The 18,636-nt window shown below is 32.5% G+C and carries 11 protein-coding genes; all 11 read right to left on the bottom strand.

Annotated features, from left to right (window positions below; translation table 11 throughout):
• Positions 1 to 180: 180 nt before the first annotated feature.
• Positions 181 to 1,008, bottom strand: coding sequence for a CPBP family intramembrane glutamic endopeptidase (locus G7051_RS05360; RefSeq protein WP_166198939.1), 828 nt, complete (start codon positions 1,006 to 1,008; stop codon positions 181 to 183).
• 852 nt (positions 1,009 to 1,860) lie between these two features.
• Entirely contained in the window at positions 1,861 to 2,970 is a 1,110-nt protein-coding gene (locus G7051_RS05355) for a DUF4433 domain-containing protein (RefSeq protein ID WP_166198938.1), read from the bottom strand.
• Positions 2,971 to 2,973: 3 nt separating this feature from the next.
• A complete protein-coding gene (locus tag G7051_RS05350; RefSeq protein ID WP_166198937.1) occupies positions 2,974 to 4,128 on the bottom strand; it encodes a hypothetical protein in 1,155 nt (384 codons plus the stop codon).
• Between the two features lie 52 nt (positions 4,129 to 4,180).
• Positions 4,181 to 5,872 (bottom strand): DUF262 domain-containing protein, encoded by a 1,692-nt coding sequence (locus G7051_RS05345; RefSeq protein ID WP_166198936.1) that lies wholly within the window; start codon positions 5,870 to 5,872, stop codon positions 4,181 to 4,183.
• A gap of 26 nt (positions 5,873 to 5,898) precedes the next feature.
• On the bottom strand, positions 5,899 to 10,806 hold the full coding sequence (locus tag G7051_RS05340; protein ID WP_166198935.1) for a type ISP restriction/modification enzyme: 4,908 nt from the start codon (positions 10,804 to 10,806) through the stop codon (positions 5,899 to 5,901).
• A gap of 274 nt (positions 10,807 to 11,080) precedes the next feature.
• Positions 11,081 to 11,491, bottom strand: a complete 411-nt coding sequence (locus tag G7051_RS05335) for an FRG domain-containing protein (RefSeq protein ID WP_166198934.1) — start codon at positions 11,489 to 11,491, stop codon at positions 11,081 to 11,083.
• A gap of 41 nt (positions 11,492 to 11,532) precedes the next feature.
• Entirely contained in the window at positions 11,533 to 12,456 is a 924-nt protein-coding gene (locus G7051_RS05330; RefSeq protein WP_166198933.1) for a hypothetical protein, read from the bottom strand.
• Positions 12,453 to 14,168 carry an AAA family ATPase gene (locus tag G7051_RS05325; protein ID WP_166198932.1) on the bottom strand — a complete coding sequence of 572 codons (1,716 nt, stop codon included), beginning with the start codon at positions 14,166 to 14,168 and terminating at the stop codon, positions 12,453 to 12,455. The genes G7051_RS05330 and G7051_RS05325 overlap by 4 nt, the downstream gene beginning before the upstream one ends.
• A gap of 9 nt (positions 14,169 to 14,177) precedes the next feature.
• Positions 14,178 to 16,310 carry an ATP-binding protein gene (locus G7051_RS05320; protein WP_166198931.1) on the bottom strand — a complete coding sequence of 711 codons (2,133 nt, stop codon included), beginning with the start codon at positions 16,308 to 16,310 and terminating at the stop codon, positions 14,178 to 14,180.
• Entirely contained in the window at positions 16,310 to 17,488 is a 1,179-nt protein-coding gene (locus G7051_RS05315) for a hypothetical protein (protein WP_166198930.1), read from the bottom strand. The genes G7051_RS05320 and G7051_RS05315 overlap by 1 nt, the downstream gene beginning before the upstream one ends.
• Before the next feature lie 2 nt (positions 17,489 to 17,490).
• Positions 17,491 to 18,624, bottom strand: coding sequence for a DNA methyltransferase (locus G7051_RS05310; protein ID WP_166198929.1), 1,134 nt, complete (start codon positions 18,622 to 18,624; stop codon positions 17,491 to 17,493).
• Positions 18,625 to 18,636: the final 12 nt, after the last annotated feature.

Below are 18,636 nucleotides of genomic sequence, written 5' to 3'. Positions count from 1 at the left end.
CATTTGGTTGACGATGCAAAAGTATTGCTTGTAAAGGCTTGCTTTTGAAATATGAGACAGAATGCCTTTTTTCTGCGACAGAAGCAGCTTTGTTGTAGATTAAACTTTATTTTTCCCTTAGTCGTAATTGAATAAAAGTTCAGGTTACCATTTTCAGTGTTATATGATATTCTGGTCTGATTATCTTTTGAAGAACATTTCTTTATCCCTAATGACCACTATGGTAGCCAGTACGATCAATAGGGCAGTTTGGATGATTTTACTATCGGGGTGTGGAGCGAACAACTCGTTGAAAAGCCCCGCTGTGATATGGAAGATGATAGCGATAAGGATATTTCTGTTTGTCTTGTAATAGAGCCAGTTCATAAGTATAACAAACGGAAAAATGCTAACCAGAAAATTCAAGCCATAGATAAGGCCGTCATTCACAATATTGCTTTGATAGTAATCACGAATAGTGGATAAGGGGATATGCCAGATTCCCCAGAACAAGGCGAAAATAAGACAGACATTAAACAGGTTGAACCTATTACGTAAAGAATCAGTGCCATAGGAATGCCATGCTAATTCTTCTATAACAGGGGCTACTATTAGCAGGAACCATACCGGGAAGATGCCGGAGGAGAAAGTGAAGTTTCCTGTGATAATAAATTGGTCTGAGCTATATCCAAATAACAGGGAAATGGCTTGTCCTATCATTATACTGACAGGCATAATCAGACAAGTTAGCAGAAAGTAGACAGGCTTAATATCACTAAAGTTGAAAAGACGTGTTGTTATATCTCTTCTTATATTCGTGTGCTTGGCTGTTAATGCAAATACGACAGCCAAGGGAGTAAGTAGTCCGATAAAGGATAGCAGGCTTGCTATCTGAAGAAATTTATCCTGATAAGGAGTGATCTGACTTATGTAGCCTGCTGCAAACCAAAAGCTCCAGGGAATAAGTGTGGATAAAGTATAAAACAGTACAGGGCGATTGAATTGTTGAATAGGATTCTTTGCTTTCATTATGCTTGATATTTTAGTTCGTTTCTACAACGAAAGTATCAAGCATTTGGAAGTGTTTTTGAGAAATGAGACAGAACACCTGATTTCAGAGATGAAAGGTAAGAATGATGCCTATCAATATAGAGCAAGTCAAGTGTAATAGCTAAGTCTTGATGATTTTTGGATTCCAGCCTCTTAAAGAGTGGGATGTTATCTATGACCAAAAAATCAAAGGTTATCGAACTCCAAGGCAGAATATGTTACTATCTGTAATAGGTTTAGGAATAGCAAGTTGTGAAAACGATAAAAGCGACAAAAAGAAGAAATCTTCAATTTGTCGCTTTCAGTGCGGATGAAGGCAGCAGAACCTGCTTTATAACCGCCTATATTATAACAATTTAGTTTTCCTTTAAAATCGCTTGGCTACGAATTGGCTATGACCTCAACGTAGTGTTCTACAACGTTTTGCAGAAGAGATGTTTTAATGAGATAAAGGTAGTATAATTATTATGAAAGTGAACCCTGTTTATTGGAGTATCTAAAAAAAATACTTTTTTGACAAAGACAATGTTGGACATGTGAATAAAATTAGTGCAAGATGTCTTATAACCCTCTTTCACATGTATTAACAAGACTGCAATTCATTTCATATATAATCAGATGTCATGCCATGAGAATATATATTAAGTATTATGCTGCCCGAGTATGATGTTTTTACTTGTTTAGATTCAATTCTTCCAGAGAATTCACTAGAACAAAAGGATCTTGAAATTCTATTTTTTCATTATCCCACTTACCGATACAGAATGCACAGATATTTATTAAGCATAATAGTACTAGAATTACATAATAAGGTATAAATACTAATTATTATTAGAAATATAGTTTAGGTTGAATATCAGTATTTATTCCAAGATGATTCGGGAACAATGTAAGAATCCTATTTAATGGATCTTGATTATAAACATATATATCTGTAATATAGTATAGAGGTATTTCATCCCTCACTAAAACTTCAGAACATCTTATTCTTTTTCCATCGTAATGTTGCGCCCAGTATTCATCATTAATTACTTCCCAATTTAAATTATTAAAATCATCTATATTGTTGTAGAAATGAGTCGTTTTTATTGCGGCGTTCCCATCTGAAAAAGCCACATTATCTACAAGTAAGATATGAGGATTAATCTTTAGTAATATTAAATCCTTTTTATCCCTGTTTTTGCATAAATAATATAACATTGGATTTCTTGGATTAAAATAAAGTGGTGCAAAATCATGGATATTGCCATCCAATGAGGCGACGATTCTATTTCTTCGCTCATTTACCTCTTTATTGGAAATATCCTCTGACACTAAGCCTTTCGAATGAGCAAGGTTATGCGATAAGATAGCCAGTTCAAGAATACTTTCTATATTTTTAATATGAGTTATATAAAAAAGTCCACCAAAGGGAATTTTAGCAAGCTTATTATCTTCTAGCTTTTTTCTTTTGTTTATTATTTCCCTATGATCAACAAATTTCAAATAAACATCGGTCTCTATTTTTATTTTTGAAATAATTAATTGATATTTCCTAATTTGTTCAGAGCTTAATGAAATAAAGAAGTTGTCAATCCTTGAAAATGTTCGTTTATATAATTTGAGTAACCTTGAAATCTGAAATTCATATATAATATCGAGCCATTTAAGTTCACCGGAAACAATTTCAATATTTATATGCCAATAAGAATTACCTTTGGTGTGTAATGGGGGATTACCTATATATAGAGGTTTGTATATTCTTTCTATATCACATTTTAAATGTTCCTTTAATTCTTCCTGATTAAATATATTAATATAAATGTCAATAACAGAATCAATCTCTCTGAAGTTATTATCTGTATCGATAGCTTTTAGTATTGATTCTATTTTAGATAAACCTTGAGTAAGTCTATCTAAACATTTTATATATAAATTTTCATTATATGAATTCAGAAACATAGCTTACTCAAAATATTCAATTCTTAAATTTCTGTTTGGCATTTCAAGTATAAATTTGAATATCTCATCAAATTCATCGAAAGTTATTATGAATAAATAATCAGGGTCGTACCCTTTATATTTCCTTATTTTTCCTTCCTTAAATACTAAATATGCCTTCTTTGGCGAAAGTGTAGGTGCAATACCAACAACAATATCGTTCTGCTCGATGAAATTAATATTTATGGTTCTTTGTGTTCGGCTTTCAGAAACCATAATATCATTTTGAAATCTTTGATGATAATTGGAATAATACATATACGCACTAGTTTCTGCTTCATCTATCTTAATTCCGTGATTTGCTCCAAAATAATCATTTAAAAAATCCCACATTCCCTCCCAAAGAATATTTTGCTGAATACCTAATAATGCAATAGTAGCTTCTTTTACAGTATAATAGCGAGGTAGTAATTCGATCGCAGCATCAGTAAAGGCTTTAGCAATAGGCATGATATTCAATTTAGAATTTAGTAGTCCCCTCACTAAATTTTCTACGTTATCCGCTTTATTGGTCAGCTCTTTTTCTTTTTTTAAATATGCTAGACAAGCGTTATTAATGACTTCTGCTTCAATATCCTCTTGGGTTAATTTACCTCTACGTGAATGTAAGTTTGTTATTGAATTGTATAATATTCTTTTTGCTTCTTGTTTATCAAATGCATTTTCAGTTTCAGATGTAATTCCCGACTCAGAAAAAGTCATATTATTTTCGTCAGCATAGAACTCAACTAATGTATTTGGATTATGAATAGTAAAAGTAACTTTTGATAAGATCCCATTCTTATAAAACAAGGAAGAAATATCTGGTGTGTTATACTCAATATCATCATATAAGTTGAAGATATCTTTACTCCACATCACTCGATCGTTGTTTGTTGAAATTTCTTTGAAATAAAACTCGTTATTTATAAATTCAGATATTGATTCATCGTTAATTATAACCTTTAAGTTATTGTTTATTATTTGTGTTATAATCTTAGATTTAGAGTAATTGGAATAGATACAAGCACCACCTTGCCATACTTCATATCTATAATAATCGAATATAAATGCTTTTCTTTCGATTTTCCTAGCAGTTTCCGCAATGTTTACAGGAAAAGTATCATAATTTTCACTCATAATTTCTGTTTTATAAATTATTGAATTTAACCCTTCACTATATATGTTAAACTTATACTAAATGCTCTTTGAAAAATTCTATCAAATTAGTTTTAAAGGCTTCTTCTCTTTCTTCAATATCTTCCTTAACCCAGTCATTTTTAGGATAAATACCAAGTTCTTTTACACATTTTATGCTCGATAAGCTGTATTTTTGTTTTTTTATGCCAAAATAGCCATTCCCAGCTTGAATGTTTAATTTTTTCTCGAATACAATTTTATTTCCGAATCTATCGAGATACTCTTGTGCATCTTCAATACACCATCCGTTATAATTAGTGTTTTGCCATTTTTTTGGAAAAATATGCTCAATGTCAAATGTCTTGGGGATTAGAGTCTCTTGATTAGGATTTAGATATGCATCAAGTAATAATAACGCTCTTGATAATCGGGATGAGGAATAATTTTGAATCAACTGATTAAATAGCTCCTCATTAAAATTATATCTTATACGTAATTCGTTATCGGTTTGAATGAATATACAGCTTATATATATGTCATCTTTAATAGCATTTACCGATGGAGCTTCAATAAATTTAGCAAATAGAAAAGCAACTAGTTTACATAACATCTCAGCTAAATCATCGTCAAAAGTCTCACTATCTTTATTCTTTATAAAAAATACACTTGTTGGATATTTCCAGAATTCATTTGGATAACAATTTAAACACTGAATCCATTTTCTGGTATTATCAGAAATAGTATAGGCATCTTCTTCACTTGGCTCTCTGTCTGTATTTATATATAACCAGAAATTGGCTAATGATAAAATTTCATTAATTAAATTAGTATCCGCTAAGCGCTCATAATGATTCTCCGAATAGAATTTTCTCAATCCAATCTCTTTTGTTTTATCGTTGCTTCTTGCTCTTAAAATATGGGTATAATATCTAAAGATATCATCAATGGAATTATTTGCGTTCTTACATATTTGGGTTAATTCTTTCCATGTGGTAGTAAATTCTTTCCTTTCATCTTCAGTATTCAAACCACGATATATTTGTGCTTTGAATATGTCAGAATCTGCTAATGGTAAACCTCTGTCGTTTAGTGTAGAAAAAATTGTAAGAGCCGTTTCTGGTGTATCGCATTCAATAGGTAAAATAATACATTTTTGCAGGATTGTTACACAAAGCTGTTTCCATTGCATAGGATTTGTTTCTGCATAACTATCGCATTGCCTTTTGAAAAAACTATAATTTGTAGAATAATTATCTTTAGCATTGGCATTACATGTTCCTTTCTCTAATATCCCATGAAATGTGTCATTATCTTCTTCAGTCGCAACTAAAGATTTTATATGTATTTTTGATTTATCAGATACTTTTTGAGAAATTGGATTTATATCCCAAATACATGGTGCTAGTTGGTTTTTGAGACCTATTACATCCTCATCTTCCGTCATGTCTTCTAACTTTTTATAGAAAGACCGTAACATTAAAAAGAAAGAGGTGATACGTTGTTGTCCATCAATGATTTCAGGGTCTTTTTCTTCGTTCAAATAAGAAACAATGGTGCCTAAAAAGTAGTCATTGCCTAATTTTGCTTCAGTTTCTGAAAAATTCACTATATCTTCCCAAAGTGTTTCGCATTTTTCAACATTCCATTTATAGGGACGTTGAAAGTCTGGAATAATGAATTTCTTATTTTGCATATCACTAAACAATTTTCCAATTGTTTTTTTACTTACATGTAATTCAGCCATATAGTTGTATTTTTTATATTCCTATTTTATAAGTCGGTGTCACTATCCATTTGGTCAAATTCCAGTTTTGGAAGCGCATCGACTATATCTACTGTTTGAATGGATACATTTATGATTGATAATAATAAATCGAGTATATATCTCGGATTTCCAACTTCTTCTGCCCAATCGTTAGGATCATTCTTTATAAGACTATTTTTATCAGTTGTTACCTGATAGCGTTCCATGATCCATTCAATAGCAGATTTTCCATTTACTATGTATTCGTACGCTTTTTCAGGAATATTTTCAATGCATATGCTACTATTATATATAATAGTATCTTTTTTGTCCTTTTTAGGGAAACGCAATTTTTCAACTCTAAAGTTGCCTGACTCTGTGCCTGTTACTTTTACTTTAGGATATGCAGGTACACTTTCATAATTTAGATGTAATTCTGCCAAATCTTTTCCTGCTTTATAAAAATCCATGAACTCTTCAATAGTATCTACAATAGGAATACGCGGAAGTGACTTTTTTAAATCACTGGCAAATGTTTCTCTGTATTCTTTATTATGTAGTATGCCATATACATAATAGAATATTACTTCTTTGGTTATTGCTTTTGTATTTCCGAAGCGAGCTCGTATATTTTTCCAAATCCAATCTGTAACTCCGTCTCGACGAAAGTATTTATTATCATCAGCATTGTCAAATAAGGTTCCTTGTGGGTTTTTATTTTCTTCGTACCAATAGAGGGGGAAGCATTGGGTTCCTGCATCTAAGCAATTCAAATCAGGAATTATATATGAAATAATTGCAGTATTATTCTTTTTTCCACCTATTCCACTTACACAAATCACATAATTTTCATGTTTTGGAGTAGGGAAAAAAGTATCCATAGATGAAACAACATTATTAATCTCTCTGTTAAAATATAAATATTGTTTGAAAAAAGGACGATAAATTGACAAAACGATAGATTGGTCGTTAAATGATTTAAGCTTATTGTTTTTTAAATCATTTATAAAGGCTCTTGACCAACTTATTGACTTATCATCATAAGATATGTGGTCTTTTGTATCTGAATGCCCATTTTTTAATAATAAAGATTGATATGCATCTTTTTGTTCATTATAGAAGTCGATTGTTTTATGAATATTGGATGATAAATATTCTTTATTAGAATTATAACACCAAGAGTCTCTACTTGTTTCTAGCCCTCTGCAATAATTGGGTTGAAAGAATGTTTCTTTATTTTTTTTGTCATCTTTATCCCCCAAAGGAATAAATGTACTGAAAACATCATTTCGTAAATTTATCCAATCTCCATGTTCATTTGGTGTGAGATTTATCCATTCGATTTTATTAGAAGAAATACTTTTAAATTGTTTAACAAGTTTAAGCTTATTCTCGCGTGTTAAATAATCACCAATATCGTGATAATAAATATTAGCTTTCCCAATATGGAGTGGATTTTTAACTAGTATTGTAATTGATATAGGAGTACGTGAGCCGGAACCAAATATTTTCCCTCCTTCTTTTCTTGATAATTCTCCACTTGTTCTTTGATTTCCTCTTAAATTTAAAACGTATATTGATGAAAATTCATTTTCTAAACATTTTCGGAAACCATCAGAAGCATTTCCATCTAACCATGCTCCATTACTGATAAATGCTACAATACCCCCCTCCTTATTTTTACTTATACGGTCAGAAGACCAGCGAAAAGCTTTCATATATGCATCATAAAGAGAATTTTTATTTGTTGCATTTGTGTATTGAGCATAAGTCTCAGAAATACGTTTGTCTAGTTTTTCATAGCTTTGATTTTGTGCATTATCATTAGCTGATTTTTGACCTGCAGAATAAGGCGGATTTCCAATTACTACTCTTATTGGTGATTTACGTTGCTTTTCCACTCTTTCTGAATTTTCAGGAAACATGGTAGAAAAAATATCATTATCTCCTCTTTCATTAAGTTGGAAAGTATCAGTCAAACAAATTCCATTATATTTGAGATATTCTTCCCTTTTTGAGATATTGTGGAACACACTTTCAATATTAACATCTGCAATATAATAAGCTAAAAGGACAATTTCATTACAATGAATTTCTTCTTGATATTTACGAACTAAATCCTCTGATTTAATTAATCCTGATTGTAGTAACCGTGTAACAAATGTACCTGTACCTGTGAATGGATCTAAAATATGTACATTTTCATCTGATATGGTACGGTCGAATTCTTTCTTAAGGATATCATTTACAGAATGTATAATGAAATCTACACATTCAATTGGAGTATATACAATCCCGAGCTTATCGACTGTTTTAGGAAATGCACCTTTGAAGAATTTTTCGTATAGGTTTTTAATAATAGTTTGTTTTCCTTCTAAATTGTCGATATCACCCACATTCATACGAACGGATTCATAGAATTTATTCAATGTTTCCGTTTCTTGGTCAACAGCTTGTTTCTCTAATAATTCGAGCATGGTTTGCATGCTGCGGCTTATCGGATTGTTTGTTACGAATTGGTAGTCTTTGAATAATGCATCAAATACAGGACGGGTTATCATATGTTGAGCTAGCATTTCGATGGCCTGTGCATCATCAACAGATGGATTGATGTTTTTATGTAATCCCTCTACAAATTTGCGGAATTCTGATTGATGTTCACCTGGTATATTTACTAATTTACTGATACGTTCAATAAATTTCTGTGCAATGATACCCACATCTTTAGCCCAGCTTTCCCAATAAAGACGGTCGCCCACCTTTTCTACCATTTTGGCATAGATACCGTTTTGTAATTCGCCAAAACGTATTTCTAACTGTCGAGCAATATCTGCATCAGTTATATTACTTCCACCGTTTGTTCCATCCTGTGGATCGCCATTTATATCTACACCACCTACACCACCAATGATAATTTTAGGAGGTTTCGTTTTATTAAGTTGTATTTTATTAACTGTAGCATTGAAGTTTTCATCATGGGCACGGAGGGCATTCAGGATTCTCCAAACTACGCTGAAACGTTCATTATCCTGCATAGCAACTTCCGGACTTACATCAGCTGGGACAACTACCGGAACAATTATATATCCATATTTTTTCTCTTCTGGGGTGCCCTTGCGAAATGTGCGCATTACACGTCCTACGGATTGTACAACATCTACTTCAGAATTACGTGCAGAAACAAAAAGTACAGCATCAAGAGCAGGTACATCAACACCTTCTGATAAACAACGTACATTGGTTAATATACGGCATTCGTTAGGGTTGTTTATTTCTTCTTTTAGCCAGGATATTTTCTCGTTACGAGTTGCGGAGTCCATCGAACCATCAATGTGTTGTGCGGTAATATCAACCACATCATCTTTTTCTTTTTCAGGTAATGACTCCTTATATTTTTGAGATAGAATTTGAAACTGTGCAGCCTGTACTTTTGACATATCAATACGTTGGCAAAATGCTACGGCTCGCCGCATTTTTAATGGATCGGCTTCTTTTGTTGTTCCATTATCTCCTTTAATACGTTTCGATAGCCCGTTTATACAACCTATGAGCTTGGTTGTATCATCGAAATTGAGTTCTTTTTTATCGGTGTCTTTTACGTCACTTAAAATGTTTTCAGGGATATCGTCTTCACTAACTGTAAGAACAAGAACTTTATAATCGGTAAGTAAACCATCTCGTACAGCTCGTCCGAATCCAACACGAAAAAATTCTTCTCCATAGAAGTCTTCGTTGTCCATAGACCAGACAGTTATATCTTTAAGCTTTGCACTGGCTTTAGTTGAATCATTATAAAGCCGGGGAGTGGCAGTCATATACAACCTTTTCTTACCTTTTATAATGTTGTTGTTATGGATTTTAGTGAAACTGGATTCATCTCGTTCTTTTTCTCTGAAACCGGTAGTACGATGTGCTTCATCGCAAATGATATAATCAAATTCACCAAAACCATTGTTTTCCTCCATAATTTCCCGTTGAGCATCTGCCACAACGTCAATAGATTGGTAAGTGGAAAAGACTACTAATAAGCCATCAAAATCTTTATAAGCACGGAATTGCTTTTTAATAGAATTGATATTCGTGGTAGCAGGAACTGCGAGGTCAACTACTGATGTTTCATCATTGTCGAATGTGTTTGTTTTGCGAGAAGCTTTGCCGTCTGAACAAATACATATAGCTTTTATAGGGTATTCTTTATCAGCCATCCATGCATTTAATGATTGCCCCAATAATGCGATTGAAGGAACCATGAAAAGAATCACTCCTTTGCCTTTTGTTTGTTGTTCAACTATTTTAAGGGAGGTATATGTTTTACCAGTACCGCACGCCATGATTAATTTACCACGCTCATTATCAATATAATGTGCATATGCCTTAGCCATTGCTTCCAATTGATGGGCCATAGGTCTTTTTCCCTCTTGCAACGCATTTTTTCCCTCAATTCCATCCAAAAGCTTGTCCCATTCTACAGGCGAAGATTCTATTTCATGCAAACCAATGCGTGTAACAGGAGGCTCCTGATTTTTTATGGCTTGCTCGGCGTTTGAATTCCAATGTGCGGTAGTAGATATCCATACACGGTTTGAAAATCGTGCGGTGGTAAATGTTTCTCCGTCGGTAAAAGTACGACTGGATGTAGCTAAAAAAGAATCAACAGCGGGTTTGTCTATCACTGCATTCTGGTCATAACACTTGCACTGAATAGCCCAATAATCACCCATATCAGTTTTAGCAATCAAATCTATACCGACATCTTTTCCACCAAAGTCTTTTCTACCAGGAAATTCTTCCCATAACCATACTTTTTGAAGTTTATCAGCATACCGAGGATCAGTCAGTAACCATGATTTGATTAAGCGTTCAAATTTTGTTCCTTTTTCTTTTTCAGAAAATGATTCTTTGCGAAATTTTTGTAGTATATCCTTGAATGTCATAATAGGCTTACATTAAATGTTAAAATAGCTATAAAGGTAATAAAGATTAAAGTATTAGTAAAAAATAAAAGATATTTTCTTGTAGTCAATAAATATTCAAAATCTTCATCCAGTTATAGTTTATACCTGAAATTTTTAATTGATTTTTTAGGTTATCGTTCCGATCATACTAGATAATCTATGCATCCACACTGGTGTTTTCGTATTACAACTCAAATAAGGCCGTTTATTATTGTAAACAGATATAACTTCACCTACTCGAAGCCTTTCCTGATCAAAACAAATCAATTGTAGATTTAAAGTGTTCTTTATTAACACAGAAAATTACACCTTCCTTACCTGAAAGATCTTTATTTGAATGGGTTGCAAAGAAAATAGCTATTTCAGGAGAATATGTAAAATCTATAAAATCAGTAGAAATTCCATAATGTTGTGCAATAGCCATGATATGATCGAGGCTTTCAACATATTCTTTGATAAACGTGTATTCTGATAAAAACAATTTGAAAGCAAAAAGTTTATCAACAGCTTCATCTCTTTTTGACGAAGAAAGCCTGCTTATTGATGTAACTAATGGCCAACCTTCATTTTGCCCCCTGAATAAATTAAACTTTTTATCTTTCTTAAATTTGAGAGCTAATTCTAGGGTTTCTCTAGGAGTTTTAAGGTGATAAATTTTTGCCATATGCAATCTTATTATCAAAAAATAGAACTTCTTCTCTTGTACTAAATTATTGGTTGAAGAGGCTCTATGGACTTAAAAGCCTCTAAAACAATTCTTCTTATTTTGCTATCTAAGAATGGGATAACTATTCTCTCAAAATTAGTAGATGATGCTACAATATACTTTCGCAACAATGTATATGTTTTCTCATCATTTAGACTATGATTTTTTAATAATCTCAATTGTTGAATAACATCCTTCTTCAGTTTTAGTGTATCAATCTCATCTCTTTCAAGTAGTACGAAAAGACTATGTATTGACTCTTTAAAATCATCAATTACAGATTTCACTCTATCCAACTTTAACTCATTACGGTTTAACCGGCAGATACTGATTGTTTCAGCCCCACGACCTTGCATATCGATGCCTTTAATTCGAATACCTTTTCCTTCAGCATCTAATTCGAATACGAAATAATCAACAGGATCATCCACTTCAGGATGCAATAAACAAGGAGTCTCATCTCGGAGAGGACTAGTACCAGCTTTGCATAATGTCAGATTAAGTGATCCATCAGGCAATAATGGAGGGTTTATTACTCTTTTACCTAGAATTGGAAATTTATTGTGCTTTGCTCCTTCTCTATTGCATGTAATACATGAAGGAATTAAGTTTGTCCATTCGTAACATAACCAATAATATCCTAGATGAGTATCATCTTCTGTGACCCCCTTCTTAGGCCGATAATGTTCTATATCTGCTTTACAAATTCTTTCACAATATGCGCACTTATTTTTATATGCTATTGCTAATTTATCTTCGACATATGAACATCTGCCATCCTCAGTATCATAACTATCACGATATATTGCTTCTGTTATCAAACCTCTGTTTTTCGTTTTGACGATCTTTTCTAGAACTTGTAATGTCTCATTAGATGCCAGTTTAGCTGTTTTGTCTTCATCTTTTTTTATAACAAATCTCATTTTCTTCGTAATTTAAATAGATTTATTAATTCTTGCTCTTTGACATCAGTGATGAAATTATCAATAATAATTTTCAATTTATCATTAAATTCAATCTGCTCATATACATTTTCTGTTCTTACAAAACTTTTTTGATCATGACTTTCTGGTACAATATCATCTAAACCAAATATAGGGGAGGTCAATATTGTATTTGGCAATAAGTCCCCAAGTTCTATTTTTTCATCCAAACGCTTGATTCTTACCCCTTCTTCAGATATTCTCTCAACTCGAAATATTTGGCTGTTTTTAGGAGCACCCAAGAAAGGTATAGGACTATGTGTGGTAGCAATAAATTGAATTTTAGGAAAGGTGCTAGTTAATTGTTGTACAATCTGTTTTTGTAACTTAGGATGTAAGTGAATATCAATTTCATCAATTAATACAATTCCTGTAAACTCCGAAGGATCATCAATATCAGGCTGTTGATTATAAAAACGAATAAGAATATCTCCTATCATAGCAATCATACTTTTTAATCCTGATGCTAATTTATTGAAAGTAACTTTCCTAAATTCTCCTCCATCGTGATCTTTTTCAACATATGTCGTAGCTGGAATACCCCCTATCATATCATTAAAATTAATATCATATAAATTCGGGAGGATATCTATAAGTATCTCTGTAATGTATATTATTCTCTTTTCATATTTATCAATGTTTATTTTATCATTTTTCCATATTGTGAATTGATATTGTAAATCCATTAAATATGAATTTTCATCAAAAATTGAAGAGGTTAAATCATCTACAGATATGGAATTTAATGTGTCTCCACTTAATCCTGAATTATTCGTTTTCAACCGAGATTGTCCATAACCAGCGAAGCCATTTGTTAAAGGGATATTAATTTGTTCAGAGATTCTATTTTGAATTCTATTATATGCATTTTTATTATTAAAGGATGTAAATAAATCTAAATTTATTCTGAAATCACCATAACAGGACTCATCTATATTGATCTTTCTATTGCATATAGAAGCTGTTATCGCTCTTAAGATAGATGTTTTTCCAGTTCCATTCTCTCCAGTAAGAAAAATCCACTGAGACGAAAAGGGTATATCTTTTATTTCTATTTTTCGAATAGGTCCATAATTCTCGATTTTTACACTATTCAGTTTTATAGGTTTATTATTTCCTCTTATATATTCATTTTTATACTTACCAATCTTCTCTAGCTGCTCCATGAAATCTGTAGGCTTAATAAAATAAATACCTTTATCAGATTTTTCAAAAAAAGACAGAGAATACCCATCTATAATATTATCTATTATTATTTTATCTGTTTTTAAAAAAGACTCTAGAGATTCTAAATAACCTCCTTTATATAATTTTTTATACCGCCTTCCATCAGCCTTTAACTCTAAACGATCAACCAAATAAGCTGTTATAAATGCTCTTTTTGTATCTGAGTCTGACGTGTTTATTTCTAATGAAGTTTGCCCGCTATCAAGAGATACAACAAAAGATATATTTGGTGTTTTATTTTTCCAATCCGTTCCCGACCAAAATGATACCGCCAAATACCACTCATTTCCATAAAACCAATATCCTTTATCCAATTTGCCATCACGATTACTTCTTCGAAGTGTGAAGAAAAAATTTGGATTATTTGTTCGGTGCTTCATTAATAAACTATACACTTCATTATGTACTATATTAACATTAAGCATATCTTATTTCTATTTATTGATTACAAAATAAGTTGTAGTTTGCCCTGGTTTACTCTTACTATCTCTCCTCTCTGTATTCCATTGTTTTTCTCCGAAATATTCATTCATGAATCGGGAAACACAATTATAGGCCACATCTTTTCGGTTTTGTATACTAGTGGGTAAAGCATCTTCTATAGCCGTCTTTAAAAGCATCCAATGAGCATTGTTTTTTTCAATTTTATCGATTAAGGTTTTGTCGCTAGCAACTATCTTAAAAGCACTTTTAATATTCATCTCTAATATATCTTGTGTAGATCTTTCTGGATTATAACTTTCCTCATCTTCGATATCAATCTCAATAGAACCAACTTCTTTTTGTACACGTTCTAATTCTCGATTATATTTCTCTAAGAGCCTCAAAGCAAAGGTTTTTCCTTGCGAGTGATTATAGTCTGGATCTTTTACTTCTACTAATTGCTCAAAGCTCAAAACTCTCATAGAAATAGGGTATGGCTTTCCTCCTGAACTACTCCAAAAAATCCCATTACCAGGTATTGGCTCATTTAATAGTGAACTAAGCAAATCATTACTGAAATGAGAGTTTGCATGTTTTAATGCATTAAGATCACCTGCTGATAAAAGATGAAAAATAAACCAGTTATCCCCTTGACTCAATATTTCATTTGAAATACTTCCGGGTTGCTGGGTTATGAGTACAGCGCCTAATCCAAATTTCCGACCTTCTTTAACCCATGATATATAAGGACCCTCTGCCCCTCCAGTATTACCTAATACTGATTGAGCTTCTTCTACAACAGCTATTGTTGGTATACTATCAGGTTCTGCTTTTGTAAATTCCTCTTGATTATGCTCAAATATCCTTTGTAAGATAATTCCCGATAAGATTAATGCATTACTTCCTCTCATCTGAGATATATCAATTATACATAGCTTCCCTTCACGAAGTGATTCAAATAGTTTGTCCAGCATCTGACTACTTGGGTCATGAATGAGACGAATGATCGTTGTAATGTTAGAACGTATAGCAATTATCTCTGCATCTTGTCTTTCCCCCTCACGACTTCCGAGTATAATTTCTCTTATATCTTCAAGAGGAGTGGTATTTCCTGATTTATAGATGAGATCAACTAATTTAATCCAATTAGCAGGGTTTAGTCCTTTTAGTTTTTGAATATTTTGTTGTTGTTGTTTCTCTGAGGGAAGGGCGATAGATATAACTTCAGCTGGGCGGAGCATACGTATATCGATACGAATTGTTCCTGCGACAAAAGACTGATAAAAAGGACTTGTGGATGCTCTATTAGTAAAAACGACAATTTTATCTTCTAATTCTGGCACATCACACAATCCTGGCCTACTGCTATCATCTGGCCAAAAATATTCTCCATCAGGATCAAATATTATCGTGCCAACGGGTTTGTCAACCTTTCCTTTCGTAATACATGGAGGATTTTTATACAAATTACTAAATAATAACTTTATCAAATTTGATTTTCCAAATCCTGCGCGGGCGAAAACAAAAGATCTTCTAGAAACTAATTGGTCTATTCTGAATTTTGTAATAACCTCTGGAGTTTTAGGACGCATCCATGGCTCAATTTTTACTCCTTTTTTTGTTTCTCCTCCATTATATATAAATTCACCATATGCTAAATATCCAAAAGATGATGCTGGTGTTTTTCCATCTTGATTCATCAGATTATGTCCTGATACCTCTTTTAGTATTTCATCAGATAAAAAAGCAACTTTACTTCCCACATGAGGAAGTCTTCTATGTGAAGGTGCAAAAACAAGCTTATTGCTATCTATCCGGATAACACCTAACACTCTTATGTCAACTTTATATTTTAAATACCCTTCACGTAAGTCTTCTGAAACCTGTCTACCTTCAGATATAGCTCTGATTGCATAGTCTTCTCCTGCCGCACCAGCCAGCCTACCTAAAGCTGAAACAGATGTGATTCTTCCTAAGATAGCTTCATTTTCTCCTTCTAATGCAACAAGTAGAAACTGTCCATGCATAGGAATATTTTGAAAAATATTGTCATATTTCAACACAATATCAGCATGGAACTCTAATCCACCTTCACTAAATCCTTTAAAAATTCCAACTATTTTATCCTCTGTAAATAACTTCATTATTGTCTATTTATAACTGATACATTTGTTAAATTCTGATAATCGACTATTTCTCTTTTGTCTTCAGATAAAAGTTGTCTCACTGCTTTTACGACTTCATCTTGAAGTATATCCAAATCAAAGTCAACAATTTGTGCATGCTCCAATGCTTTCTGAAGACATGACGGATAATGTGGTGTAGGAAATCCGTCTAAAGTGTCCATATATAGATATCCAAATATCTCAGAGTCAGAAGAAGTTTGTGTATTCAGAAGATCTATAGCCCATACAGGATCTCCATTCTTTTTCCCAAAACGGACAAGATATAAGCTTCCTACAGAAAATTTATTTATTTCACTAGATGTATCGTCATCATCACTTTCTGTTTTTGCCATATATTCTTTCCATACATAAGATTGTTCTTCCATAGAACTAGGAACTTTTGCATATAAAGGCTCTCCTGCCGGAAAAATATTTTCCAATTGCATTGCCAAAGAATATCTGGAAAGAACTTGGCTGTGTTTTGCTAGACCAACTAAATATACTTTTATTTTACGTTCTTTATAAGTCTTATCAATCGCATTATTAATCAGCTGCATCATTTCTATAAATAAAGCTCTTTTATTTTTAGAATCATACTTAAATATTTTACTTCTCAACAAACCATCTTTAACTATAACTGTATGGTTCGTAAACTTCTGATAACAAATTATTTCGTATAATACAGCCCATTCACAAAGATCACGATAGGTCAACACCCATGATCTTGATACTTTACTAGGATCTTTTATCATCCTTTCTCCAGAAGGAATCATTGGACTTAAATCGCTTAATGTAGAACAATTCAAATCTTTCATTAATATACCTAAAGATGTTTTAGGATTTCCCTTATCATCAAATTGCCGTTGGCTAAGCATATCTGTATTCGTTGTTGGAGTAATAACATCTAAACAAAGATTCTGCCCATTAGAATCTACGACCCTAATTAATTGAAAATAAAAAGGATTATAAACTAGTTTGTTGTTTGTACTCTCACTTGCGACTAATGAAAACGTTGTAATATTTCTTGGTTTTATCACACGGACATTTGGTTTCATTGTTAAAACTTCATCACGCAAACTATCTAACAACTTCTTATCAATTTTTGCACATTCCTGTATTGAGCCCTTTATCTGAGGTATTTCTTCTGGATCAAACATATTTAAATCTTTAATGTTGCATATACATCAATTTCTTCTATATATTTTTTCATTTCTTTCTTAAACTGATTGGCTTGTCTCTGCGAATCAGAAGGTTCTCCAGCTGAACAAATTTTAGTCAATTTCCATCCACAATTTGCCTTTTTTAGCGATTCTTTTATTAATTCAGATGGAGTTTTTTCTGATTTGCTAGGAAGAGCTCCAAAACGAATAATCATCCTCGCATTTGGATTACATTTCAAAGAGGTATTAATCCAAACTTTTGATAAATCATCAATAAAAGTTATTTCAGACCCATGTTTTAATTGTGTTTTATTCGAATAGTCAACATCACTGCTTCCCCCTAGAAACCAATTCCTAAGCCATTGATCTTGTTTGTATGTAGACATTCCAAAATAAGGAGGAGAGGTAATAACCCAGTTGAATTTGCTAGAAGAAATTTCATTTATGAACCGACTATCTCCTAATATAATATTACCGCCTGTTTGGTTGGGTATTTCGTCGTTGAAAATATATTCAGATTTCCGTTTTATGAGATTTGCTATCTGAATATTTTCGGGAACTAGTTGTCTTTTTTCCCAGAATCTAACCGAATAATCTGGCTTTGTCGCATAAGTACGCGGCATCTGATTAGATAAATAAGACTGAGTTGTTTTCATCTTTGGCCCATGAAGAACTCCTAAAACAATCGCTCTCAATGCGATGTCGATTTCATCCAAACTCTCTTGATTAAGAAAGTATGTTCTAAGTTTACAAATACTGTTTAGTGTTTCAGCATGATATGCGATCTCCCAAAAATCACTAGTTGGAATATCAAAATAATAATCGCCTTGTAATATAGTTTGACATCGGTCTTGAATATCAATAGGATTTGCGTGGATTAATTTAGCTTGTGCTATTGCTTGCGCTATTGGATTACTATCAACTCCATATGAAGACATACCGAGTAATCTCGCTGCAAAATTTGTAGTTCCTCTTCCACAAAAAGGATCATATACCAAGTCTGTTCTTTTAGCATAACGCAAAACTTTATAGGGAAATGACAAAGGAAACATTGTAAAATACGGGCAAATTGAATTCAGTCGTATTTTAGGATGTAACTTATTTTCAATAATAGATGAATTGTATTTTGTCATATTAACATAAAG

This window comes from Dysgonomonas sp. HDW5B, from assembly GCF_011299335.1.
In the GTDB taxonomy this organism is placed as follows: domain Bacteria; phylum Bacteroidota; class Bacteroidia; order Bacteroidales; family Dysgonomonadaceae; genus Dysgonomonas_A.
Note: the sequence above shows the minus strand (reverse complement) of the source record. Positions and strands in the feature narration are given on the sequence as shown.